The sequence below is a fragment of the Phocaeicola sp. RTP21198st1_B8_RTP21198_201120 genome, from assembly GCF_040929485.1.
GTDB lineage: Bacteria > Bacteroidota > Bacteroidia > Bacteroidales > Bacteroidaceae > Phocaeicola > Phocaeicola dorei.
Genome location: NZ_JBCOCI010000010.1, coordinates 20,022 through 45,117 on the forward strand (window position 1 = coordinate 20,022; position 25,096 = coordinate 45,117).

A 25,096-nucleotide genomic window follows, 5' to 3' on the forward strand; every position below is an offset into this window, starting at 1 on the left:
TTATTATGAATAAATTAGCAACATATATATCTGCATTGGCACTATGCTGTTCCTTTGCTCAATGTAGTGATTATCTGAATACTTCTTCACCGGAGAACACTGGAGATGAGTTTGTAACCTCTTCTACTTCCGAAACTTTTAAAATCCTGTCTTGGTGTTATGCTAATTATCGGCAGAATTGTATTATGGGAGCTTATCGTTGGAATGATCCCATTGGCTCAGACTCTGAAATATATCCGGAAATAGGCTCTTTAAATAATGCCAACGCTAGACTATTACCGGAATTGTTAAGTGTAAATGCTGGTGGTTCAGGCTTCAACGGGCTTTATACTACGATTGCACGTGCATCTAAGGTAGCGGAATTGGTAGCTGATAAACCTGCATTTCAAGATGCTGTGGCAGCAGGAAAAGTAAATGATTGGACTCAACTTTATGGTGAGGCTTTAACAATGAAGGCTTTCTGCTATTTCGATTTGGTAAAACATTATGGTGATGTACCTTATGGATATGAAAATAACAATGTGGAAGATTATTCATTGACTTCCCGTTTTGAAATTTATGATAATCTTATTGAGATATTGAAGGAGGCAGAAGCATTGATGTATCCACTGGGAGAAGGTGGCATTACTGCTGAACGTTTTTCCAAGGGGTTTGCTGACGCGTTGTTAGGACAGATAGCTCTTTATTCCGGTGGATATCAGACAATTCGTACAGATGTGCCCGGTTTGTATGGTGACGTACAGTTTACGACAAAAGGAAAAGAAGAACTAGGATGTGTCTATGCTCGGCGCAATGATTATCTAGATTATTATAAGATTGCCGAGAAGTATTTTCAGGCTGCTTTGAATAATAAAGGGACGGCTGCTTTAGTTACGGTTGATGACCGGAGTTATGCGAATAACCCGTTTCAGCGTCATTTTCAATATACTCATGATCTGGCTCTGAGCCCAGAATCTATTTTTGAAGTAGGTAATATACAAGGGGGACAAAGTGGGCAGACTACTACCAGTGAATATTCTTATGCTTTTGGACGTCCGTCCAGTGGTGGTAGTAATCAGGCTGCGCCTTGCAAGTCGTTTGGGGCGTTACGTATTATTCCCTCTTTCTATTATGGTGAGTTTGAAGCAGGTGATATGCGTAGAGATGCTAGTGTGACTGTTACTGGTAGTAAAGGTGATGGCAATGAAGCTCTGTTGTCTTTTACTCCGGGTAGCAAGTTGGATGGGGGAATTGCTATTAATAAATGGGATGAGAATCGTATGAATCCTCCTTATACTACATCTCAACGTACTTCGGGAATGAATTGGCCGGTGTTGAGGCTTGCTGATCTTATTTTGATGCAAGCGGAGGTCAAAGCGGAATTGGGAGCGGAAGGAGAAGCAATCCAATTACTTAACCAAATCCGTCAACGTGCATTTGGGAATTCTGAACATGCTATTTCAGCTTCAGGTGAGGCTTTGAAGGAAGCTATTTTGCAAGAACGCAAATTAGAACTTCTAGGTGAAGGGACTCGTCGCTGGGATTTGATTCGTTCTGGTAAGTTTGTGGAAAAAGCTTTAGCTGTTCGTGCAGAAATGACGGAGATGGTTAATGATTTGCAAACAAAAGGATATCATGAATTTGCTAATGGTAATGTGATTTCGAATTATGTATATACTAAGAAAGTGTATTTAAGTTCACCGCTGACTTTTGATCCAGATGAGTCGAATCCGGCTCTGTATCCGGGATGGAGAGGTCAATATGATTATAGCACTACTCCGGTAAAAGTTACTGGGACAGACCATAATCTGGCTATTGAGGGGCTGTTTAATTATATAGATCCCGATGGTGCTGAAGCAAAGAGATTGCTTGACGAGGGTTATACACAGGATGATTGGGGAGTGACATTGGTGAAATATGCTGATCATTATACAAATAGCAATTTATTGCCGGGAGTAAAAGAAGGTAATGTTCCTCCCAGATATTATTGGCCTATTCCATTTGAAACGCTGAGCAAGTCTAAAGGCAAAATAACGAACGGATATGGCTTGGCACAAGAATAAAGAGTATATATGAAAAACATTTTATCTATTTGCACATTTTTATTGGCCTTTGGGACGCTTCCTTTATGGGGGCAGTCCCAAGACCCTTTGAATGAGGATCAGACTACAGTACGCATTCTTGAGGGGGATAATTCAGACCCTTCTATTGTCCGTTATGGAAAATCTTATTATCTGGTTCATTCTTCCTTTGTTTATACCCCGGGACTGGTAGTTTACAAATCGGATGATTTAGTAAACTGGACTCCGTGTTCCACAGCTTTGACTACTTTTACAGGAGATATCTGGGCTCCGGATATTGTGGTTCATAACAATCGTTTTTATATCTATTTCCCGACCTTGAATGGAAAAGGGAGAAAGACCAATATGGTAACTTGGGCTGATAGTTCGGAAGGTCCGTGGAGCACTCCGATAGATTTGAAAATAGGAGGTATTGATCCGGAGCATGTGGTTAGTGAGGATGGAAAACGTTATCTGTTGCTCAGTTCTGGCGCTTTATATCCGTTGTCGGATGACGGATGCTCTATTACAGGAGAACCGGTCAGAATTTATAAGGAATGGGAAATACCGGAGGAATGGGATATAGAAGGAGTTTCCATGGAAGGTCTGAATGTGAAAAAAGTAGGAGAGTACTATTATTTATTTGCGGCCGAAGGGGGGACGGCAGGTCCTCCCACCAGTCACATGGTAGTACAGGCACGTAGTAAAAATATAATGGGCCCTTGGGAGAATGCTCCTTTCAATCCGCTTCTTCGTACGGAATCCCGTAATGAAAAATGGTGGAGTAAAGGGCATGGCTCTATTGTTGATACGGAAGATGGACGGTTATTTATGATTTTCCATGCTTATGAAAACGGATTCCAGACATTGGGGCGTCAGACCCTTTTACGTGAACTGGTCCAAAAAGAAGATGGATGGTTACATTTGAAAGAAGGAGCCATTTCTTTACCTGCACCGGAACGTTTGAAATTATCTGGTATAAAAGATTTTGTATGGCAGACGTGCCGGGAACATAACTTAAATGATCGGTTCCGGATTACTCCTGATAAAATCAGTATAGAGGCAAAGGGGAATACTCCAAAAGAAGGATCTCCCTTGTTAGCACGCACCAGTGCTCATAAATATGAAGTGGAGGCTTGTTTTGAATTGAAAGGTGAAAATACATCTGCCGGATTGGTGGCTTATTATGATGAGAATTATCATTTTGGATTTGGTTTTAATCATAAGCAGATGCTTCGTTATCGGCGTGGACAAGTAAGCCGTACGGAATCAAAATTACCTCAAGCAAACCAATGTGGAAAGATGTGGTTACGTTTGCGGAATGATGCTAATGTATTGTCGGCCTGGTACAGTGCCGATGGTAAAAAATGGCATAAGTATCCATGGGGATTTGAGATATCGGGAGTACATCATAATACGGTATATGGTTTCTTGTTTGTTCGCCCAGGTATTTTTGCCGGTGGTGACGGGCAGGTGGAAGTAACAGATTTTGTTTTGAGAAATCTTGATTGATGCGTTGTTTAACTGGAATTTAATGATTGAATTGCTTATGAAATATTGCTGCTCTTTTTTATTGTTATTGCTTTTTGGGATTTCCGGTGGATTTGCCCAAGATAAGGTGGAGTGTTGGGGACGTTATGAAATCTCCCTGCCTGCCAAAGTAAAGGGGAACCCTTTTGATATTGAGCTTACGGCAACGTTTAGCGGACCGGATACTACATTGACTGTACGTGGATTCTATGACGGAAATGATACCTTCAAAATTCGTTTTATGCCTGTGAACCAGGGAGTATGGTCGTACGTGACGCAGAGTGAGATTCCGGTGCTGAATGAGGTGAAAGGGCGGATAGAATGTATTGCTCCGGGTAAAGGAAATCATGGCCCAGTTAAAGTGGATGGAACTTATAATTTTAAATATGCTGACGGAACGCGTTATTATCCAGTTGGAACTACTTCTTATGATTGGATGCATGTGGCAGGTAACCAGCCTGATCAGACAGTGAAATCATTGGAGCTATCCAAGTTCAATAAAATCAGGATGCTGTTTTTTGTGCAAAACTTTGATCCGGATTATCCTGAACCCTCCATGTTTCCTTTTGAGATAAAGAAGATAACAAAGGATGAAAAGGGAAAACCTGTGTATGAATGGGATTTCACCCGCTTCAATCCTGCTTATTTTGCTCATGTGGAAGCATGTGTGGATAAATTGGCCGGAATAGGAGTAGAGGCTGATTTGATTCTTTTCCACCCTTATGATGGTGGCCGTTGGGGATTTGACAGAATGCCTTTGGAAGCCGGTGTCCGATACTTGAAGTATCTGACAGCCCGTATGAGTTCATTTCGCAATATTTGGTGGTCATTGGCCAATGAATATGATTTTTTGAGAGAATTAAAACCGGAATATTGGGATACTTTTACACATACGGTAGTAGGGAATGATCCTTATTCCCATTTATGCTCCATTCATACTTATACAGCTAAGTATTATAAATATTGGGAACCTGAATACACTCATGCCAGTATACAGGACCAGGCACCTGTGGAGGGATTTGGAAGAGCGGCTACGGTGAAGAACATTTATAAGAAACCGATTATTTTTGATGAGGTATGTTATGAGGGTAATATGGATAACCGATGGGGAAGCTTGAGCGGTCAGGAATACCTTTATCGCTTGTGGCAAGGATTGATTGTGGGGACTTACGTGACTCATGGAGAATGTTATATGGATGATCCTAAAGATTATTCTCGTGACTTTTTGGCTGTGGGAGGAACTTTTCAAGGGGAATCCTGGAAGCGCATTGGCTTTACAAGACAGATTTTGGATGCACTCCCTAATCCTCTACATTTATGTGATAGCAGTTGGGACCCTTATACTTCGACTGCCGGAGAGAATTATTATATGATTTATCTGGGCAAGGAAATAAAACCGGAATGGGCATTTGATTTACCGGTAAAAAACGCTTTTTATCCACGTTTGAAAGAAGGAGTACGTTTTAAAGTGGAAGTCATTGATACTTGGAACATGACGATAGCCGAATGGCCTGTCGTTTTTGAAACGACTGCTCCTGTAAAGGATAGGGTGTATGATAAAAATCAAGGAAGAGTAAGACTGCCTGCAAGTCCTTATCTGCTGCTAAGGATAACTGAAGTAGAATAATTTATGAATGTGTTAGTTTGTTAATATGCTAATTGCCGTTTGGTTCCGCTATGTTTACATGTCAATTGGCCTATTAGCAAATTGGCAAATTAGCACATTATTCAAAATTTGCACATAATAGACCAATTTTTACCTTTCTGTCCTCTGTTTCTCGTTTAATTTTGTATTAGAACAAATCTTAATCTATACAAAATGAAACATTTACATTTTCTTGCTTTTGTCTTGTGCTGGCTTGTATGGGGACATCTGTTAAAAGCACAAAGTCTTGATAATTATAGTTCGTTAGATCCTTCGCAACCTATAGAATTTAAAGGGAACTGCCTTCGTTATGCAGATAAAGAAATTATTTTAGGTCCGAAAACATTTTTTGTTGATGGGCAGTTGTCCGATAGAGAAGTGGCGGATAATCCTTATGTTTTTAATAGTTTCAATAAAGCTGCCGCTAATTTCTCAGCTGGTACGGAAGCGGAACCAATGAAAGTCTATCTGGCTCCATACGTTTATTGGATTGATGATCCAGATGACCCTGCTATTCGTGTTGGTAAAGACGGCCGTGAACCGTTCGGCTTGGTTGTTAAATGCCCTTATCTCCATATTATCGGATTGAATACTCATCCTGAAAATACAGTCCTGGCATCCAGACGTGGACAGACACAGGGGGCTGTCGGTAATTTCACCATGTTTGATTTTTGGGGAGACGGTCTGTTAGTAAAGGACTTGACTATGGGGAATTTCTGTAATGTCGATTTGGAATACCCTCTGAAGAAGGAATTAAGCAGGAAGAAAAGAATGTCTGCCATCACTCAGGCACATGTCGCTTATTGTCATGGCGACAAGATTGTGGCGGATAATGTACATTTCATCAGCCGCTTGAACATGAATCCGTTGAATGGCGCCAATCGGATACTTTTTAATAAATGCCACATGGAAAGTACGGATGACGCATTGACCGGAACAGGGGTTTATCTGGATTGTACACTTCATTTTTATGGTCAGAAACCTTTTTGGAGAAGTGATATGGGCGGAGCTGTATTTTTGAACTGTGACTTTTATGTATGTCATGAGGAAGATCGGCAATATTTTTGTAAGTCGGTCGGACCATTAAGTATTGTCGATTGCCGTTATCATTCGAAGAAGCCGGTTTATGCGGGCTGGACACATGATCCCACAGATTGGTTGCGTTGTTACCAATACAATGTGAAACAGAACGGGCAACCTTATGTAATTGGGGCTGACAAGCCTTATAATACGGTTTGCATGGATCAGCTGAATCAACTGAAAGCTTTCCGGCTGGAAGAGAATGAAGAGGTAGTTTATAATACTTACAATTTATTGAGAGGAGAGGATGACTGGGATCCTCTTCGGGTGAAAGACCGTGTTATTGCTATAGGTAAGCGAGATGGAAGGGATTATACTCGGATGCCCTCTTGTCTTTCTGTAGAGCCCTTAACGGCTTCCATCCAAACAGGTGGCCGGACGGTCAGATTGACTGCAACAGTAAAAAGGCATTGTAACTATGTACTGAATAATGTTCCCGTGAAGTGGAAAGTACAACAGGGTTACGAAAAGGAGGTGAAATTATCCACTTCCGAGGGTTATGAATGTGTTGTCGAGGCAACTAATGTGGAGGATGAAACAAAGCATTTCACTGTGATAGCCTATACAGAAGATGGTTTGGAATGTGCGACAGAGCTTACGGTTGCTCCCGATTATGTGCCGGCTCCTTCGTTTACGAAAACTCCAAAGATGAATATCACTAAAGGAGTAGCTACTGTCAGTTATGCTTTAGAATTGAATGGGCGTAAAGATGAATCATTGATAACTTGGTATAGATGTACAGACAAAAATGGAGCCAATAGACTTCCGGTTTCTGTATCTCGCTTGAATGAACCGGAATACTCCTATACGTTGGTAAAAGAAGATGTCGGTTATTATCTGATGGCAGCGGTTGCTCCCAAACACTTGCGTTGTGTGCCGGGGAAAGAACAGATTGTTGTTTCCAACTCTCCGATAAAGAAAGGACAAGTGAATATTGCTCATATATTTGAAACGGATTTTCAGAACTTTCCATGTAAGAATCAACCACAACTTTTACCGGGATTTTGGACGATTGGTGGATATAAGCCTTTGGATACGGCAGCATACGATTGGCAGGTAGTTCCGGATAAGGATTATTGGATTTATGGGCCGGGAATGAATGGTTCTCACGGAACCGGTTTGTTGCAAGATCAGAAAGGAGCCCGTTTGCTGTATACTCCATTGGATGGCAGCTATGGAGATATGGCAATAACCTTGAATGTGGATGCCAGTAAAACAGCAGGACAAGGTTTTGGTAGTGCAACAGGACAGTATTTGGATTTGTATATCAAGTTTGATACCCGTACTTTAACGGGATATGCATTGCGTATCATTCGTACGACCAAGTATAGTAATGCGGTTGATTTTATTTTGATGAAATATGAGAACGGGGTGGCTGAGGCCATCAGTCAACCGGTGTCTTCTACCTGCTATCGTACAAATTGTACTCTGACATTGACTGCTAAAGGAGGAAAATTGACGGCACACGCTTCAACAACAACTCCGCTTCCGGCGCCTGTAACAGATCCGAACTTGAAACTTTCGGTAGATTTGGAGGCGGATATAGCCTCGAACACTTTTGGGGGCACCGGTATCCAGCATACGGGCAGTTGTGGTGAAAGTACAACGATGCTGCACTATATGAAGGTGGAATGGGAATAGAGTGATTAAAACTTGAATTTAATACTGATGAATCTATGGTTACATTAAAATCGTTTTTAGGTATGATTGCCACAGTTCCTTTTATAATGGCGTGTAATCAGACAGGGCAGGTCAATGCAACACTTTTTCCTGCTTCCGGTTCGGAAAATGTCAATCCGGACACTCATTTGGTTCTTACTTTTTCCGAGACTCCTGTCCTTGGAGATTCCGGTATGATACGGGTTTATGACGCAGTTACTGACCAAGTGGTGGACAGTTTGGATTTGAGTATCCCACCTGGTCCTACGGAGAGCCGTACGTATGGTCCGGAATGTGATTATACAAAAGTGCCTTATGACTATACTCGTACCGTTATGCCTACCAATAAAGATACTCGTCCGGGTACTCCTTCGGGAACGGCGGAACCTACTCCTCCTGTGTACCAGCTTACTATTATAGGGGGATTTACGGATGCCTTTCATTTTTATCCCGTCATCGTGCGTGATTCTATAGCTACTATTTATCTACACAATAATATGCTGGAATATGGGCATACTTACTATGTGACTATAGATAATGGTGTGTTAAATTTAGCTGATGGCAGTTTTCAAGGAGTCACTAAAGAAGATGAGTGGGTTTTCACTACTAAATCTGACATGCCGGAACTTTCAGATACATTGATTGTGGATGTTGCAGGAAAAGGAGACTTTAATACAGTTCAGGGAGCCTTGGATTTTATTCCTGATTTTAATGAACAACAGACTGTGATTTTAGTTAATCCCGGTGATTATGAAGAATTGGTCTATACAAGAAATAAATGGCATGTTAAAATTAAAGGAGCAGGAATGGCCGATACTAAAGTACATTATGCAAATAATGAAGTCTTTAATCCTCATCCGCTGACTGTGAAAACCAATGAGTGGCCCGGTACATTTCCTTCCCGTCGGGCGGCTTTCATGCTTGATAATTGCAAGGATATAGTCATTGAGGATATGACCATTGCTACAGATTTAAAAGGTCAGGCAGAAGGGTTGTTGATTAATGGAGAAAGGATTGCTTTATACCGTGTACATATTATAGGTTCAGGAGATGCATTGCAGGCGAATGGAACAATCTATATGGAATCTTGTGAGTTGGATGGTGGTGGTGATACTATTTTAGGACGTGGCAGCTTGTTTGCTTATAAAAGTAATTTCCGTAATGGTGGCGGCCCTTTCTCATGGGTAAGAAATACGGCGGGCAATCATGGTAATGTGTTTGTTGAATGCACTTTTTCTACGGAGGATGGTAAACAGGCGGATTACGGACGTACTAAAAGTAACCACGGTTCGGCCTATCCTGATGCAGAGTTTGTCTTGATAGATTGTAAAGTGAAAAATATAATTCCTGAAGGCTGGAGTTCTATTGGAGCGAAGACTGCTAAAATGTACGAGTATAATACTTGTGATATGGTGACAGGAAATCCGGTTGATGTATCCAAACGTCATCCATATTCCCGCCAGCTGACAAAAGATAAAGATACAGAGCTGATTAACAATTATCGGAACCCTGCTTTTGTTTTGAAAGGCTGGGTGCCGGATAGTTGTATAAATGGGACGAAGTAATAATTAGTGGAGATAAGTTTGCGCATCGAATATTGAGGTATCTAATTAAATACCGGAAACAGATATGGATGATCTATTAAAGTTGGAAACAGAAACTTTTAATAAATTATATACTGATTACAGGTTACGGTTTATTCGTTTTGCGCAAACTTATATTCCCGATATTTCTATAGCTGAAGATATTGTGATGGACACTTTAGCTTATTATTGGGAACATCGAAGAGATATAAAGAACGATGAGAATATATTAAGTTATCTTTTAACGGCTATAAAGCATAAATGCTTGAACTATTTAAGACAGGAACGCTTTCATTATGAAAAGAATAATTCTTTGTCTGAACTTGCTTTATGGGAATTGGATTTTAAGATATCAGCATTATCGGCATGTGATCCTTGTGAATTGTATACTAATGAGGTGCAAGAGATTGTAAATCATACGCTTGAAAAATTGCCATCAAAAACTCGACAGATTTTTTTTATGAACAGATATGAAGATATATCCTACCCTGAAATAGCTAAAAAGTTATTTGTGAATCAAAAAACCGTTGAATATCATATAAGTAAGGCATTAAAAGCTCTACGTGCTGTCCTCAAAGACTATCTTTCTTTTTTGATTTATCTAATTTAGCAAATTTTTTTGTTTTTCGTTTAGGGTATTTCCATTCTCATGTGCTTATAGAGTAAATAATGGAAAGAAAATGAATTTATTATCGTTGTATCATTTTTTTGCAGGCAAAGCATCTGACAAGCAGAAAGAAGCTATTAAACGATGGGCTGAAAGTTCACCGGATAATTATGAGACATTATGTCGTGAAAAGAAAATATTTGATGCAGGTATTTTGTTGGTAGATAAAAAGGAACTGTCTCAAAAAGAAAATGCCCCGTTGTTATATAAGCTAATTAATTATACCGTAAAGATAGCTGCGGTTGTTCTTTTGGTTGTTGTGTCTGTTACTATTTATAAGTATCAGGAATTGGTGAAAAAATCAGAGGTATTACAAACCATACTTGTTCCTGCCGGTCAAAGAATAAACATAATTTTACCCGATAGTACGTTTGTGTGCCTTAATTCTAATACGAAATTTAGTTATCCTTCTGTTTTTGCAACAAATAATCGTAAAGTAAAGTTGGATGGAGAAGCTTATTTTGAAGTATCGGCCAATAAAAATAAGCCATTTTATGTACATACTTCAAAAGGAGAAATCAAAGTACTCGGTACTCATTTTAATTTGGAAGCTTATTCTAACGCTGATGTATTTAAGACTTCTTTGTTTGAAGGCAAAGTTCGTGTCAGAGTAAAAGGTAACAATATTTATTTGAAACCTGATCAAATGGTATGTTATCATAAAAATGGAAAAATTCATTTGGAAACCATCCACGATTATGACCAGTACCGATGGCGTGAGGGATTAATTTGTATAAAAAGCGCAAAATTTAAGGACATCATGAAAACTTTTACTAAATATTTTGGAGATAGCATTGTTGTTCAAAATAAAGAGGTGGAACATTATAAATATACAGGAAAATTTAGACAAAGTAGAGGGGTTATTAATGCGTTAAGGTTATTGCAGAAAGATGCTCCTTTTACTATAGAGCAGGATGAGGACAAACAAATTATTTATATCAAATAGAGGTTCAAATACATAAAACACAACTATATTTTTTTTAAAACTAAAATCTAATAACATGGAAACAACTTATTTAAACGTATGTGATAGGCCAATAAGTCGGTGGTCTATTGTGAGATTACTGAAAACAGTCTTGTTGCTATTATGTGTGTCATTTAGTTCAGTGTACGTACAAGCATCAGATCGGAGCGAAGGTATCACTATTTCATGTAAGAATGAAAGTTTGGAACAAGTGATACACTTGATTGAGAGCCAGTCATCTTATCTTTTTGTGTTAAATGATAAGGTGAATACTAAACACAAAGTAAGTATAAAGATAGAGAATGGAAATATAAATGCTATTCTGAATAAAATCTTTCAAGGTACCAATATGACGTATCAAGTTGATGGAGATCATATTTTAATTTCAACTACTCATAAAAGTATCGGTTTGGATGAAACACGACAGACTACTATGATAAAAGGAAAAATAGTAGATAATGCAGGTGAGCCTATGATTGGAGTAAATGTATTGGTAAAAGGAACGACTAATGGTGCCATTACTGATTTTGAAGGTAATTATTCTCTTGCTGATGTAAACGAGAATGATGTATTAATGGTGACCTATATTGGCTATCTTACTCAGGAGATAAAAGTCGGGAAACAGTCTGTCATAAACATTGTGATGAAAGATGATACTCAATCTTTGGATGAAGTGGTAGTGGTTGGATATGGTGTTCAAAAGAAGAGTGATTTGACTGGTTCTATATCTTCTATAAAACCAGCGGATATTACATCTACTCCTACTACCAATGCGTTGAAATCTTTGCAAGGTAAAGTAGCGGGATTGGATATAACACAATCTAGCGGGCAGCCCGGAGCCTCTATTTCATTAACCATGCGTGGTAATCGTTCTCTTAAAGCTGACAATAATCCGTTAGTATTGGTCGATGGTATAGATTACGGATCATTTGTTGATATTAATCCTACTGATATTGAGTCTATTGAAGTCTTGAAAGATATCTCATCTACAGCTATTTATGGAACGAAAGGAGCTAATGGTGTAATTATTATTACAACAAAATCCGGAGCCAAGGGACAAAAGACGAAAATCGATTTTAATGCTTATGTTTCTATTAAAAATAAGGCTAAATACCCTCGTATGATGAATGGAGAAGAATATGCTCAATTAAAGAGAGAGGCCTATAGAACTACTAATTCAGCAGCGCCGGATCAATATATGGATGATGCTTTGATTTTCAATGCAGAAGAATTGGAGTATTTGGAAAAAGGTTATTGGGTTGATTGGCAGGATTTATTGTTGGGTACCGGTATTACCCAAAATTATGAAATCAGTATGTCTGGTGGTACGGAGAAAACATCTTATTCATTATCATTTGGTTTTCAAGATGATAAAGGATTGTTGAAAAATGATGTATTGAAACGTTATAATGGTCGTATTAGTCTTGATCATAAGATAAATAAAATTTTCAATGTGGGTGTGAATGTTTCATATACTTTTAAAGATCAGGATAAGAGACAGAATCCATTGAATTTGGCTAACAAAATACCATGTATAGGCAGAGCTTATGATGATAATGGTAATTTTATATTAAACCCTGCTCCTGGAAATAGTTCTGCATTCAGTCCTTTATGTGATGAGCAGCCGGGTGCTTACGAGGATAATATTCGTACGAAACGTATGTTTGCTTCGGGGTATTTGAATGTGAATATTCTGAAAGATTTTTTCTTTAAATCCACTATTGGCATTGATGTTACAGATAGTCGGGAAGGTATTTATAAAGATAAAAATACAGTAGCTAATCTTGGTGTAAAATCTACCTCTTCTGTTCAGGCGGATAACGATTGGCGTTATACTTGGGAGAATATACTGAATTACTCCAAAACATTTGGGAAACATGGACTAACTGCAATGATTGGTAGTAGTACCACTGCTTATGGATATGAAAAGGTTTTGGCTAGTGGAGCTAACCAAGCTTCTGCTCTGACTTCATTCCACGATCTGGGAGCAAATGCTGATTCAAAAGAAAATGCCAGTCAATTGATTGAGACGCAAATGGTTTCTTTCTTTGGACGATTGAATTATAAGTTTAATGAACGTTATTTATTCCAAGCTTCTTTGCGTGCTGATGGATCTTCCGTTTTGGCGAAGGGGCACAAGTGGGGGTATTTCCCGTCAGCATCCGCTGCGTGGCGTATTTCAGAAGAAGGCTTTATGGCTGATCAAGATATTTTTAGTAATTTGAAATTACGTTTAAGTTGGGGAGTTGCTGGTAACAGTGCAATTGATGCTTATGCTACTTTAGGAGGACTTAAAAAATCAGTATATACATTTGGTAGTAGTGTTTATGGATATTATCCTAGCGAGATTGCAAATAAAGATTTGACTTGGGAAAAAACATCGACATGGAATCTTGGACTGGATTTCTCAATTTTAAGAAATCGCATATCTGGTACAATTGATACTTATATTTCACAAACCTCGGATTTGTTACTTCCAAGTTTATTGCCTAGTTCTACTGGATATGCATCTGTTATGCAGAATATAGGTAAAACAGAAAATAAAGGTATTGAAGTGACATTGAATACAATTTGGTTTCAAAATAAAAATTTTAGTTGGAATACGGATTGGACATATAGTTTGAATCGTGAAAAAATTAAAGCTTTAAATAGTGGTGTAACGCGTGATGAAGGTAATCTTTGGTTTGTTGGCTCTCCTACTCAAGTTTTTTATGATTATAAAAAGATTGGTATCTGGCAATTAGGTGAGGAAGCTCAGGCCAAGGCTTTTGGAGGATTTAAGCCAGGGGATATTAAAGTGGCAGATATGTCACCTAAAGGTTCTGAAGGTGAAGGCGTTTTCTCTACGGATGACCGGGTTATTTTTTCAAGAGTTCCTAAGTATACGTTTGGTATAACTAATAATATCACCTATAAGAATTTTGATTTAATGTTCTTTATTTATGGTCGTATCGGACAATATGTAAAAGATGCCTATACTCAGTTATACAAGCCAAGTGCGTTGGAAAATAGCGCACCTGTAAATTATTGGACACCTGAGAATCCTAGCAATGAGTATCCTCGTCCCAATAGTGGTTATTCAACGAACAGCTATTTGTTACAGTCTTCATTGGCATTCCGTAAAGCTTCTTTTGTGAAAATACGAGATATTACATTGGGATACACACTGCCTAAAGAATGGACATCCAAAATGATGGTGCAGAAGTTGCGTATTTATTGTTCTTTGAATAACTTCATTACCTTCACGGATTTCCCGAATTATGATCCGGAAAGCAATGGAAGTATGGACTTTCCATTGGCGAAGCAAGTGTTGTTTGGCATCAATCTTAGTTTGTAATCTTTAATTATGATCATTATGAAAACAAAATTTTATTATTATATAAGCATATTATTTCTTTGTTTATGTCATGTCTCTTGTGAAGACTTTCTAGAAGAAACTAATAAAAGTGGATTGACAACGGATCCATTTATGAAAACGAAAGTTGGAATAGAGAGTGCGTTGAATTCCTGTTATTCGGGTGCAAGGACATTTTATGGTCAGGAAGATGGTTTTGGTATGACAGAATCTGGTACTGATTTGTTTTTGCGTGGGGGAGATAATAAAGCAAATCAATTGGCTGATTATACTATTGACTTAAATGGCTCCCAATCAACTATCGGAAATGTTTGGAAAAATCTTTATTTGTCATTAAGTGCTTGTAATCAGACTATTTCTTTGTTGCCAAGTGAAGTATTGACCGAAGCTGAAAATAAGTCATTTGAAGGCCAGGCTAAGTTTTGGAGAGCCTTCTATTTGTGGTTGATAACAGAAACTTGGGGAGACGTGGTATTGAACACAGAACCTATAACGGGTGCTGTTACTGAAGCACACCGTTCGTCTGTAGAAGATTTTTATAAAGTTATTTTTGATGATTTAGATGTGGCTGTCAATCAACTGGCACCAGGCAAATCAACAGATGGTAGAATAACTCAGGATGTAGCTAAAGCTTTTAAAGCAAGAGCTTGTTTGACCAGAGCTTGTGCAACGGGCGAGGCTTCGCTTTATGCTGAGGCCGCTATGTTGGCAAAGGATATTATCAATAGTCAACGCTATTCTTTCTATACTGATTATAGTGATATGTGGGATATTGCCAATTGTGATGGAGGTACAAACAAAGAAGCAATTTTTTCTATAAATTACACCAACTCAGAATTAGAAAATAATGCTTTTGATGCTACTGCTACTAATTCGGGTAATAAAGGGATTGTTGATTTTGTAATGAAATATGATAAGGAAGCCGGAATGGAACGCGATGTCTTGAATGCTCGTCCTTTCCAAAGATATATGCCGTCCAGGTATTTGCTGCAATTATATAATGAGAATATAGATCAGCGTTATAAAGTGACGTTTAAAGATGCCTGGTACGCAAACAAGAATCCGTTATCTGAGAGTGATTTAAAAGTTTATCCTTTAATGGCTACAGGAGATACGGCCATATATATCATGAAAACGGCTGCTACTGATTCACAAAAAGTATGGGCGTCAAAGCGGTATCGTTTGCTGGATGTTAATGACGTGTACACTTCGGAAGGTAAAGCTATCTTAAGGTCGCAATTTGTAGAAATGCATAAGTTTGCCGATCCTACGGCGGTTTATAATCAGGATTGGTGTCAACGGGATGCATTTGTCATTCGTTTGCCGGAAATGTATTTTATTGCAGCCGAAGCGATGCTGCAAACGAATAAACAGGAAGCAGTGGATTTGATGAATGAATTTTTGATGAAACGTGCAATACCAAGTAAAGAAAATGACATGAGAATTACTGAATCGGAACTGACTATCGATTTTATTTTAGATGAGAGGGCTAGGGAATTGTGTGGAGAACAAATACGTTGGTTTGATTTAAAACGAACTAAAAAGTTAGTTGAATACGTTAAGTTGCATAATATGGATGCAAAAGATAATATTCAAGAATATCATATGCTACGTCCGATACCCCAAAATCAATTGGATGCGGTGACTAATAAAGATGAATTCACTCAAAATCCCGGATATACAAAATAAAGTAATTTTGTAAAAGGAGTATATTGAAGTATTTCTTCTTAACATACTCCTTTTACAATATACCATAAAGAAAAATAGAGGTAAAATGAAATCAGCTATAAAAAAAATATTCGTTTTAACGGGTTGTGTACTATTGCTTGTAACATCTATGAGAGCACAGAGGGCATGTCTCAATTTATCAGAAACTCTATGGAATATCACTCTTGATCGTTCGGCTGTATGGCAAAATGATTCTCTTTACGTTCCTCCTGTCAATATTCATGACCTCCCTGTCCATATACCTACCGGAGGCTGGAATTTGCTTGATACACCCGATAAGATAGGGGTGACACTTCCTGCTACCGTAGAGCAACACCTATGGGGATGGAATGGAGAAACATTTGGAGTTACCGGAAATTATGTAGGGGTTTCATGGTTTGATACAAAAATAAATGTACCTGCTGATTGGAGAAATAAACGGATAGTGATGAATGTTGCTTCTGTCCGTTTTAGAGCTGAGATTTTTGTTAATAAAAAATTGGTGGGATATGATTTGGTGAATAGTACGCCGTTTGCTGTAGATGTGACACCTTTTATTCTACCTGGTCAGGAAAATGTGATTGCTTTCCGCATTACTGATCCAAATGGTAATTTTAATTGGAAAGATTCCCAAGTCTATACATGGGGAGAGTATAGAACTAATCCTTCTCATGGTTTTGGCGGTATAACTGGAAAAGTGGAGTTGGTTGCTACGGATAAGTTATATATTGGAGATGTTTTTATTAAAAACCAACCGGACCCTCATTCTATTGAAGTTGAAGTGACGGCTTGTAATGAAACAAAGAACCCGATGAAGGCTCAGAAAATGCTTTTAACAGTAAAAGAACATAAAGGTGAGAAAGTACTTTACCGAAAAGAATACTCTGTTGAAAATCTTGTTGTCGGAGAGAATAAACAAACTTTTCATATTCATTTGCCAGCGGCAAAATTGTGGAGTACGGATTCTCCTCATCTTTATGATTTGTCTGTTTCAGTAGGTACGGATAATTATACGCAGCGTTTTGGATTCAGATGGTTTGAAGTGAAGGATATTCATGGAGATAAGCAATTTTTCTTGAATGGAAAAAGAATTGTTTTACGTACAGCTATTTCATGGAGTTTCTGGCCGGATAATGGGATCACTCCATCTGATGAGTTGGCTAGGAGACAAGTGGAGAGTGCTAAAAAGCTAGGACTTAACATGTTGAATTTTCACCGTACTATCGGGCATAGCAATGTCTTGGATTATGCTGATGAATTGGGATTATTATACTTTGAAGAACCGGGAGGCAATCAGTATCCTATCAGTCACTTTAATGATAATAACAAGCAAAGCAAGTTTTATTTTGCTTACCGGAATGAAAAATTGGTGCGAATGATTAAACGTGACCGTAACCATCCGTCTCTTGTTATTTATAATTTGCATAATGAACGGGGAGCTTGGCCACAGGTACAGGATTATGCGCAGATGCGTATGGCACATTCGTTGGATCCTACCCGTATCTTAACTTATAATTCCAGTAATGGAGAGAACCCGGAAAATGAGGCGAATGCCCGTTTTAAATTGCACTTGATGCCAAACGATACTACTTTTTATGATTATGGATGGTATGACAGGCATCATGCAGGTGGTCCGGGTTGCTATCATGATAATTTATATTGGGGTAAAGATAACTATCACCGTTTTTCAGATCATAAGGATGAGATTATTTATTGGGGGGAAGACGGGGCCATTGGTACTCCGCCGCGTCTTCAGCTCATCCGGGATGAAATCCTGCAATCTGGCACTACTTCTGGATGGGAAGCGATGGATTATATGAAATGGTATGATGCATATGATTCGTTTCTTAAACACAATGGATTTGCCAAAGCATTTCCTACAGTGGATGATTTGACCCGTGCCATGGGGAATGTGGCTTTCTATTATCAAGGTAGGGTAATTGAGAATATTCGTATCAGTAATACGGTGGATGCTTATGCTGTAAATGGTTGGGAAAGTATGAAACTGGAAAATCACTCCGGCATTGTTGATAATTATCGTTATCCTAAAGGAGATGTGGAAGTAATGGCTCGTTATAACCAACCGTTATTTTTAGCTGTAAAAATGAATCGGAAAGTGCTGAATGTTGGAGATACGACTATAGTAGATACTTATATTGTAAATGAAAAGAATTTGAAGGGGAATTATTCTCTTCAATTGATAGCGAAAGATGCAGAAGGTACTGTATTGGCTACCCATGTATCTAGTGTACATGTTAAAGGGGGGAATGTATATGGTCAATGTTTACAGATCGGCTGGAATTTTGTTCCTCGGGCAACAGGCTATGTTTGTATTGAAGCAAAGTTGGTCAAAGGCAAAAAAACTTTTGCAACTGGAGACGATTCTTTGTTTGCTGTAAGTTTGAATACGAAAGGAATTACAGCTAATGGTTCTATTGCTGATACTACGGGCGTTCTGAGCAATTTTATGAAAACAGTTGGTTTTGATATTCCGGAATATAAAGAAGGGACACCTTCGGGAGATTATTTGTTGGTTGGCGCCTTTGAACCTACTCAATGGGGAAGTGGTATGAGTGATATTATGGAATGGGTTTACAAGGGACATACATTGATTATTGTGGATAATGCGGAAAGGTGGGCTGAGTTCTTAGCGGATAAAGAAGTTTTGGATTATCGTGGTTCAAAGAAACTAGGTACGGCTTGGTATGGTGGGAACTTTTTCAATAGAGAACATCCTATTTTTGATGGATTGCCTGTCAATTGTGTCTTTAATTGGGAATATCAATGCTTTGCTACTTACAACCGTCATCGTGTAGGGTTGCGTTGCTTTAATGGGGAAACATTGGTTGCTTGTGTTTCCGATCATAAAAAAGAAGTTTATTCTGCCTTGTCTGTTATTCCGGCAGGTCGTGGAAAAATAATTATTACTACATTGGATATTCCTGCATGTATAAAGGATGTCAAAGCTTATACAGTTCCTGTTGATCTTGATGGCATGAACGAGTCGATGAATACTTTTAATACCAAAAGCGAGAATAGGGCTAATGTAGTGGGCCAACAGTTATTATTGAATTTAATAAAAGAAAGTAATAGATAATTATGAAGAAGAGTATTATTGCCATAGCATTTTTGTTGTTATGTCCATTTTATGGGGTGAGAGCACAGGAGAGACCATTTTTTGATTTGTCAGGAAAAGGATGGCATTTATGGCAGGATAAAAAAGCGACTTGGCAGACAGAGGATATTTATTTGACATTGGAAGAGGCACGGAAAAGTTCTGTAATTGTTCCTACAGCGGGATGGGATATATTGACTTCTGCCCAGGCTGTTCCGGTACAGGTTCCCGGAACAGCTGAAGAATATCTTCAAACTCAGTCCGGACCCGAAGGAGATATTACAGGAGTTACATGGTGGAGTCGTACAATGGATATTCCGGTGTTGAAGAAAGGACAAAAAGTCTTTTTGAATTTTGGCTCTATACGTTCACGGGCGGAGATTTTTATTAATCAGAGATTAGTGGATTATCAGATTGTGGACAATGTTCCTTTCGAAACGGATATTACTCCTTATATAAAATCGGGAGAACAAGTACAATTGGCTGTACGTATAACGGATGCGGGTGGTAACCATGATTGGCGCGACTCCAGAACTATTCCGTGGGGAGATAAAATGTTGCCTCCCGGTCATGGCTTTGGAGGAATAACAGGAAAAGTTGGTATGAAGGTCTGTAATGCTGTTTATGTGGCGGATATTTATATGCAGAACACTCCTCAGATAACCACCGCCAACGCTATTCTGACATTACAGAATGAAAAAGGAAAGACTACGAAGCAGGATCTTCGTATAACGGTGTACGAGTGGCAAAATAAAGAAAAAATAGTTTATTCTAAAGAGATAAAGGGTGTTTCATTAAATAAAGGCATGAATGAACTGAAGATTCCTGTATCAGCTCCGGATGCGAAATTATGGAGTGTGGATGATCCTAATCTGTATGTATGTGAGGTGGAGTTATCCGAAGGAAAGAACTGGGTAGATAAAGATTCCCGCCGTTTTGGATTTCGTTGGTTCGAGGCTTCCGGTATAGGTGAGGATGCTGTTTTTCGTTTAAATGGAAAACGTATCATGCTTCGCTCGGCCATCAGTTGGAGTTTTTGGCCGGTCAATGGTATTTTCCCATCGGAAGAATTGGCTGAAAGGCAAATTCGCATAGCTAAGGAGTTAGGGTTGAATATGTTGAATTTCCATCGTTTTATCGGTAATACTGACGTAATGAATTATGCTGATGAGTTGGGACTGCTCTATTTTGAAGAGCCTGGTGGCTTCCGTCTGGATGTGAAACAGCCGTTTATGAATGCTGTTTTGCATGAAAAGGTCATCCGTATGGTAAAGAGGGATCGCAGTCATCCCTGTCTGGTTATCTACAATATGATGAATGAATCGGGAAATGCTACTCCTGAAAAGTTAGAATTGGAGATTCAAGCGATGAAGGATATGCGTGTACTGGATCCTTCCCGGCTGATTCTTCGTACCTCGGCTTGGGCAAAGGGGGATGATATAGAAGATCAGGCTAAAATTCATATTCGTCCTTACGATGAAAAAGTGTATTGGAGTGGTTGGTATGATTATCATCGTGCCGGAGGACCTGCTGTTTGGAATGAAGGTTTGTACAAAGGCCCTGAAGATTATTATAATGATACAAAGAATAAGCGTGAAATTGTATTCTTTGGTGAGGAAGGGGCTTTATCATCACCTCCTCGTTTGGAAAAAAATAAAGAAGATTTGGAAAAATATAGCTATAAAGGATGGGATGGTAGAGAGTTTTTACGTTGGTATGATGAATTTAATGAATTCCTGGATGCTAAACAGTTAAGGACAGTTTATCCTACGGTAGATGATTTGTGTGTGGCTATGGGGACTGTATCCTATGAGCACCAAGGACGTAAAATAGAATCGGCCAGAATGAATAATTTGACGGATGCATACGTTGTTAATGGATGGGAATCGGAATTGACGGAGAATTATTCGGGAATTGTCGATTGTTTTCGTTATCCCAAATCAGATCCGGCTATCATAGCTCGTTATAATCAGCCTTTGTATGTAGCGGTAAAGACCAGGCAACAGGTTGCAGCCGCAGGGGGAGAGGTGACCGTTGATTTTTATCTGATTAATGAGAAGAATGTCCGGGGAAACCATCAATTGAAAATCTCGGTGACAGACTCTCAAGGAAAAGTGATGGAGGTAGGGACTTATGAAACGGAAGCTGCCGGAGGTGAGGTTTATGGTCAGTTGTTGGTGAAAGATGTAAAAATACCTGTTCCTACAGCTGGAGGACTTTGTAGAATTGAAGCAAAACTATGTAAGGAAAATTCTGTTGTTACAACTGGGTATGATGATATATTGTCTGTAAATCTGGCATCCAATATGTTGGATGGTAAAGGGGCCGTTTGGGAAGATGGGAGTGCTTTACAGAATTTCTTGAAGGGTAAAACGAAAGAAGCGGTTGCAGCTTATGAGGATAATTTAGGAAAGTTGGATTGGATTATGGTGGCCCGTCCTCCTAGGAAAGATCAGTTGACAATGGTGCCGATGGAAGCGTTACGCTCTGCCGATGGCAAACCGGGATTAGATGTGGTCTATTATGAGGATATGGAATTTCAGAAGGAAGTTTATCATGAAGTGGCCAAGGTGGTTAATCTGAGTGCTATTGAGGGAGCTACACCAAGTCCTTTTGTGTATATGCTTGATGGTTATGGTATTAAATGGAGTGGTAAAGTACTTCCCTCTGTCAGTGGTGAATATACAATTATTCCTCAAAGTAATGACCGTAGTATGATTGAAGTCTTTGTCAATGGTAAGAAAATATATGAAATAACCAGAAAGAAAAAGCATTTGGGTGATGGAAAAGTTTATTTGGAAGGAGGCAAGTCTGCCGATATAGAGATCCGTTTCAGGCATCCTCGTAGTAACGCGCGTTGTCGTCTGGATTGGGCCGTTCCTAATGATAAGATGCCGGATGCACAGCGTTTAATGGAACGTGCAGTAAATGATGGAACCAAAATCTTTATTATTCAGAGTGCTGATGAATGGTCGGAATTTATAGCGGTTAATAGTAAAGCGGTGTTTAAGGACAAATTTTTTGTTGGAACCAACTGGCTGGGCGGGGTGATGTTTAATAAGCCGCATGATATTTTCAAGGAACTTCCTGTCGGAAATGCTCTCAACTGGCCTTATCAGGCATTGATACATACAGGGGTGGAGCGTATGGGATTAGTGATGGAAGGTGAAGAATTGCTGGTCGGAGCCTATCATACTTATCCTATGGCTATCGGAACTGCTATGGGGATTGTCCCTATGGGTAAGGGTAGTGTTTTGTTCTCTACATTGGATATCTATGGGAACATCATTAATGATTCGGCTGCCGGACTTGTAGCCAAAAAGCTGATTTTCAATATGATTGATTTTAAATAAAATAACAGATACCATGAAAAAAACAATCCTATGCTTTTGTTTATGCCTGTATTGTATAGGGGTATGGGCGGCTAGTGCTTCTTTTAAGAAGACAGGAAATGATTTGTTGTTTTTTTTGCCTCAGGGAAATGTGAAATTGGAATTTTGTACAGATGATATGTTCCGTGTACGTCATTCTCAAGGTACTGTGTTCGCTGAGAATGAACAGTGGATGGTTCGGAAATATGATTTTTCTTCTGTCAACTATACGGTGGAAGATAGAGGTACTGCATGGTTGATTACGACCAGAAAACTGATTATAGAGGCTACCAAGAATCCGTTCTGTCTGTCTGTTTCTGATAAAAACGGCAAGATGCTTTATACAGAACTTGAGGAACAACGTTTTTATAAGGATTCTGTCAAGATGAAAGCTGTTCTACAGCCGGATGAGCATTTCTTTGGTTTTGGGGAACGTATGGATTTCATGGATCAGCGAGGGCGTAAGATTTATCTGAATGTAGAGTTGGGAAGAGGGATAAAACCGGCTGTAGGAGGAAAAGATATTTTACGTGCCAATTATTGTCCCGTACCTTTTATGATGAGTACCAAAGGATATGGTTTGTTCTTTCATACTCCGTTTGCTACCGAATGGAATATGGGGTGGGATAGTAGTGATTATTATTCGTTTAAAGCTTTTGGCGGTGATTTGGACTATTATTTTATGTATGGTCCCGATTTTTATACCATGATTGACCGATATACGGAATTGACTGGAAAATCCCCTATGCTTCCTCGTTTTGCAATGGGGTTGCATGTTGGTACTTATTCCGGTGGAACTTGGAAGAATGAAGAGATGACTTCCGATAAATACCCGCCTGCTTTATGTAAACGTTTGCGTGAGGAAGGAGTGCCTTTTGATTTGCTTTGGCTGGATTCTACTTGGAGATTGTTTAATACCACTTACGGAAATGGTGGTTGTTGTTTTGAATGGCGCAATACGTTCAAAGATCCGAAAGCCATGTTTGATAGTTGCTATGCGCAAAATGTAAAAATGGTGGGGCTTCATATCCGTTCCATATTAGATAATGGCCCTGAATATCATCTATTGGATAAGGCGCGTGAACAGGGAAATGTGCTGTATCCAGGAGCCAAGATAGAAGGGGTGGTGAATTTCTTTGACCCGAAAGCGGTGGATTGGTGGTGGGAGAACGGAGTAATGAAAGTGGCTTCCATCGGGGCTAAGTTTGTGAAAACGGATGTCGGAGGGACGATGGACCTAAAAGGACTTCATAATATTTTTCCTTTAGCTTATGCGGAAGCGCCCTATCGTAAATTTCAGGAATATAATAATATGAGGGGGGTGACACATACCCGTGAGGGTTATGCGGGAATTCAGCGTTATCCTTATATTTGGGCCGGAGACTGGGGGAGTGAATGGCAGTGGTTTGAACCGGTGATACGTGCGGGACTTAATATCGGTATGAGTGGCGTGGGTAACTGGACTCATTGCATGGGAGGATTTGAACAATATTCTCCTTACGATACGGAATTATATACTCGTTGGGTACAGTTCGGTATGTTTTCACCTATCGCCATGGTGTTCGGTATGGATCACCCCCGTTATCATGAACCTTGGACTTATGGTCCGGAGGCTTTGGCCAATTTTATCAAGTACGATAGTTTGCGTTATACATTGATTCCTTATATTTATAGTAATGCTTATCAGCTTTATAAAACGGCACGTCCCATGATGACCCCTTTAGTGATGGATTATCCTCAGGATGAGAATACCTATCAGCTGGCGCGTCAATATATGTTCGGGCCATGGATGATGGTTTGTCCTGTCACTACCAAAGGTGCACTGAGCCAACATGTCTATTTCCCCGGTGGAGAATGGTTTGATTATGAAACCGGTGAGCGTTACGAGGGCCGCCAATATAAGTCTTTTCTTACTCCGTTGGATGTGTTGCCTGTCTATATAAAAGCCGGAGCTATTATTCCCATGCAACCTGCTATGCAGTGGGTAGATCAGCATCCTGTAGATGTGATAACATTGGATGTCTATCCGTCAGGTATTTCTTCTTATGAGATGTATGAAGATGATGGTATATCAATGGATTATCAAAAAGGGATTGGTTCATTGACCCGCTTTACCAGCAGGCTCGCTGATGATAGCTGGACGTTTACTGCAGATAAACCGGTAGGGAAGTACAAACCTGTCAGACACACTTATCTGGTGAAGGCTTATTTGCAGAACGCTCCGCAATCTGTGATAGAAAATGGTAAATCGTTGCCCGTTCTTTCATCATTTGCAGATGCAGACCGGAATACAGGCTGGTTTTATGATACGGAGCATAAACGTCTGTATGTGAAGACAGCTGGAGATAACCGTCAGAAAATTGAAATTGTGGTACAATAAC

At 39.3% G+C, this 25,096-nt stretch carries 12 protein-coding genes; all 12 read left to right on the forward strand.

The features are described from left to right. Nucleotides 1-5: 5 nt before the first annotated feature. The gene (locus AB5935_RS06915) at nt 6-2,042 is read left to right on the forward strand and encodes a RagB/SusD family nutrient uptake outer membrane protein (protein WP_007840585.1); all 2,037 of its coding nucleotides are present in this window, start codon (nt 6-8) and stop codon (nt 2,040-2,042) included. A gap of 9 nt (nt 2,043-2,051) precedes the next feature. Continuing rightward, nucleotides 2,052-3,551, forward strand: coding sequence for a family 43 glycosylhydrolase (locus AB5935_RS06920; RefSeq protein WP_038611285.1), 1,500 nt, complete (start codon nt 2,052-2,054; stop codon nt 3,549-3,551). Nucleotides 3,552-3,588: 37 nt separating this feature from the next. Next, on the forward strand, nt 3,589-5,196 hold the full coding sequence (locus AB5935_RS06925; protein WP_007840587.1) for a DUF5060 domain-containing protein: 1,608 nt from the start codon (nt 3,589-3,591) through the stop codon (nt 5,194-5,196). Nucleotides 5,197-5,388: 192 nt separating this feature from the next. Beyond that, nucleotides 5,389-7,935 (forward strand): hypothetical protein, encoded by a 2,547-nt coding sequence (locus AB5935_RS06930; RefSeq protein ID WP_038611282.1) that lies wholly within the window; start codon nt 5,389-5,391, stop codon nt 7,933-7,935. Between the two features lie 35 nt (nt 7,936-7,970). Beyond that, nucleotides 7,971-9,518, forward strand: coding sequence for a pectinesterase family protein (locus tag AB5935_RS06935; protein ID WP_244057999.1), 1,548 nt, complete (start codon nt 7,971-7,973; stop codon nt 9,516-9,518). A gap of 64 nt (nt 9,519-9,582) precedes the next feature. Further along, nucleotides 9,583-10,146 (forward strand): RNA polymerase sigma-70 factor, encoded by a 564-nt coding sequence (locus tag AB5935_RS06940; protein ID WP_007836468.1) that lies wholly within the window; start codon nt 9,583-9,585, stop codon nt 10,144-10,146. Nucleotides 10,147-10,216: 70 nt separating this feature from the next. Next, nucleotides 10,217-11,149 (forward strand): FecR family protein, encoded by a 933-nt coding sequence (locus AB5935_RS06945; RefSeq protein WP_007840590.1) that lies wholly within the window; start codon nt 10,217-10,219, stop codon nt 11,147-11,149. 55 nt (nt 11,150-11,204) lie between these two features. Then, nucleotides 11,205-14,504 carry a TonB-dependent receptor gene (locus AB5935_RS06950; protein ID WP_007840591.1) on the forward strand — a complete coding sequence of 1,100 codons (3,300 nt, stop codon included), beginning with the start codon at nt 11,205-11,207 and terminating at the stop codon, nt 14,502-14,504. 18 nt (nt 14,505-14,522) lie between these two features. Next, the gene (locus AB5935_RS06955; RefSeq protein ID WP_007840592.1) at nt 14,523-16,211 is read left to right on the forward strand and encodes a RagB/SusD family nutrient uptake outer membrane protein; all 1,689 of its coding nucleotides are present in this window, start codon (nt 14,523-14,525) and stop codon (nt 16,209-16,211) included. 85 nt (nt 16,212-16,296) lie between these two features. Next, nucleotides 16,297-19,326: a glycoside hydrolase family 2 protein gene (locus AB5935_RS06960; RefSeq protein ID WP_038611279.1), complete on the forward strand. Its 3,030-nt coding sequence runs from the start codon at nt 16,297-16,299 to the stop codon at nt 19,324-19,326. Nucleotides 19,327-19,328: 2 nt separating this feature from the next. Next, nucleotides 19,329-22,697: a sugar-binding domain-containing protein gene (locus AB5935_RS06965; RefSeq protein WP_038611276.1), complete on the forward strand. Its 3,369-nt coding sequence runs from the start codon at nt 19,329-19,331 to the stop codon at nt 22,695-22,697. Between the two features lie 13 nt (nt 22,698-22,710). Next, the gene (locus AB5935_RS06970; protein ID WP_368327374.1) at nt 22,711-25,095 is read left to right on the forward strand and encodes a glycoside hydrolase family 31 protein; all 2,385 of its coding nucleotides are present in this window, start codon (nt 22,711-22,713) and stop codon (nt 25,093-25,095) included. Nucleotide 25,096 lies beyond the last annotated feature (1 nt).

Excerpts from the sequence above, each read along its gene's own strand:
- AB5935_RS06935 (WP_244057999.1), top strand. The coding sequence starts at position 7,971 with ATGGTTACATTAAAATCGTTTTTAGGTATGATTGCCACAGTTCCTTTT.
- AB5935_RS06920 (WP_038611285.1), top strand. The coding sequence starts at position 2,052 with ATGAAAAACATTTTATCTATTTGCACATTTTTATTGGCCTTTGGGACG.
- AB5935_RS06960 (WP_038611279.1), top strand. The coding sequence starts at position 16,297 with ATGAAATCAGCTATAAAAAAAATATTCGTTTTAACGGGTTGTGTACTA.
- AB5935_RS06955 (WP_007840592.1), top strand. The coding sequence starts at position 14,523 with ATGAAAACAAAATTTTATTATTATATAAGCATATTATTTCTTTGTTTA.
- AB5935_RS06925 (WP_007840587.1), top strand. The coding sequence starts at position 3,589 with ATGAAATATTGCTGCTCTTTTTTATTGTTATTGCTTTTTGGGATTTCC.
- AB5935_RS06970 (WP_368327374.1), top strand. The coding sequence starts at position 22,711 with ATGAAAAAAACAATCCTATGCTTTTGTTTATGCCTGTATTGTATAGGG.
- AB5935_RS06965 (WP_038611276.1), top strand. The coding sequence starts at position 19,329 with ATGAAGAAGAGTATTATTGCCATAGCATTTTTGTTGTTATGTCCATTT.
- AB5935_RS06945 (WP_007840590.1), top strand. The coding sequence starts at position 10,217 with ATGAATTTATTATCGTTGTATCATTTTTTTGCAGGCAAAGCATCTGAC.
- AB5935_RS06915 (WP_007840585.1), top strand. The coding sequence starts at position 6 with ATGAATAAATTAGCAACATATATATCTGCATTGGCACTATGCTGTTCC.
- AB5935_RS06950 (WP_007840591.1), top strand. The coding sequence starts at position 11,205 with ATGGAAACAACTTATTTAAACGTATGTGATAGGCCAATAAGTCGGTGG.
- AB5935_RS06940 (WP_007836468.1), top strand. The coding sequence starts at position 9,583 with ATGGATGATCTATTAAAGTTGGAAACAGAAACTTTTAATAAATTATAT.
- AB5935_RS06930 (WP_038611282.1), top strand. The coding sequence starts at position 5,389 with ATGAAACATTTACATTTTCTTGCTTTTGTCTTGTGCTGGCTTGTATGG.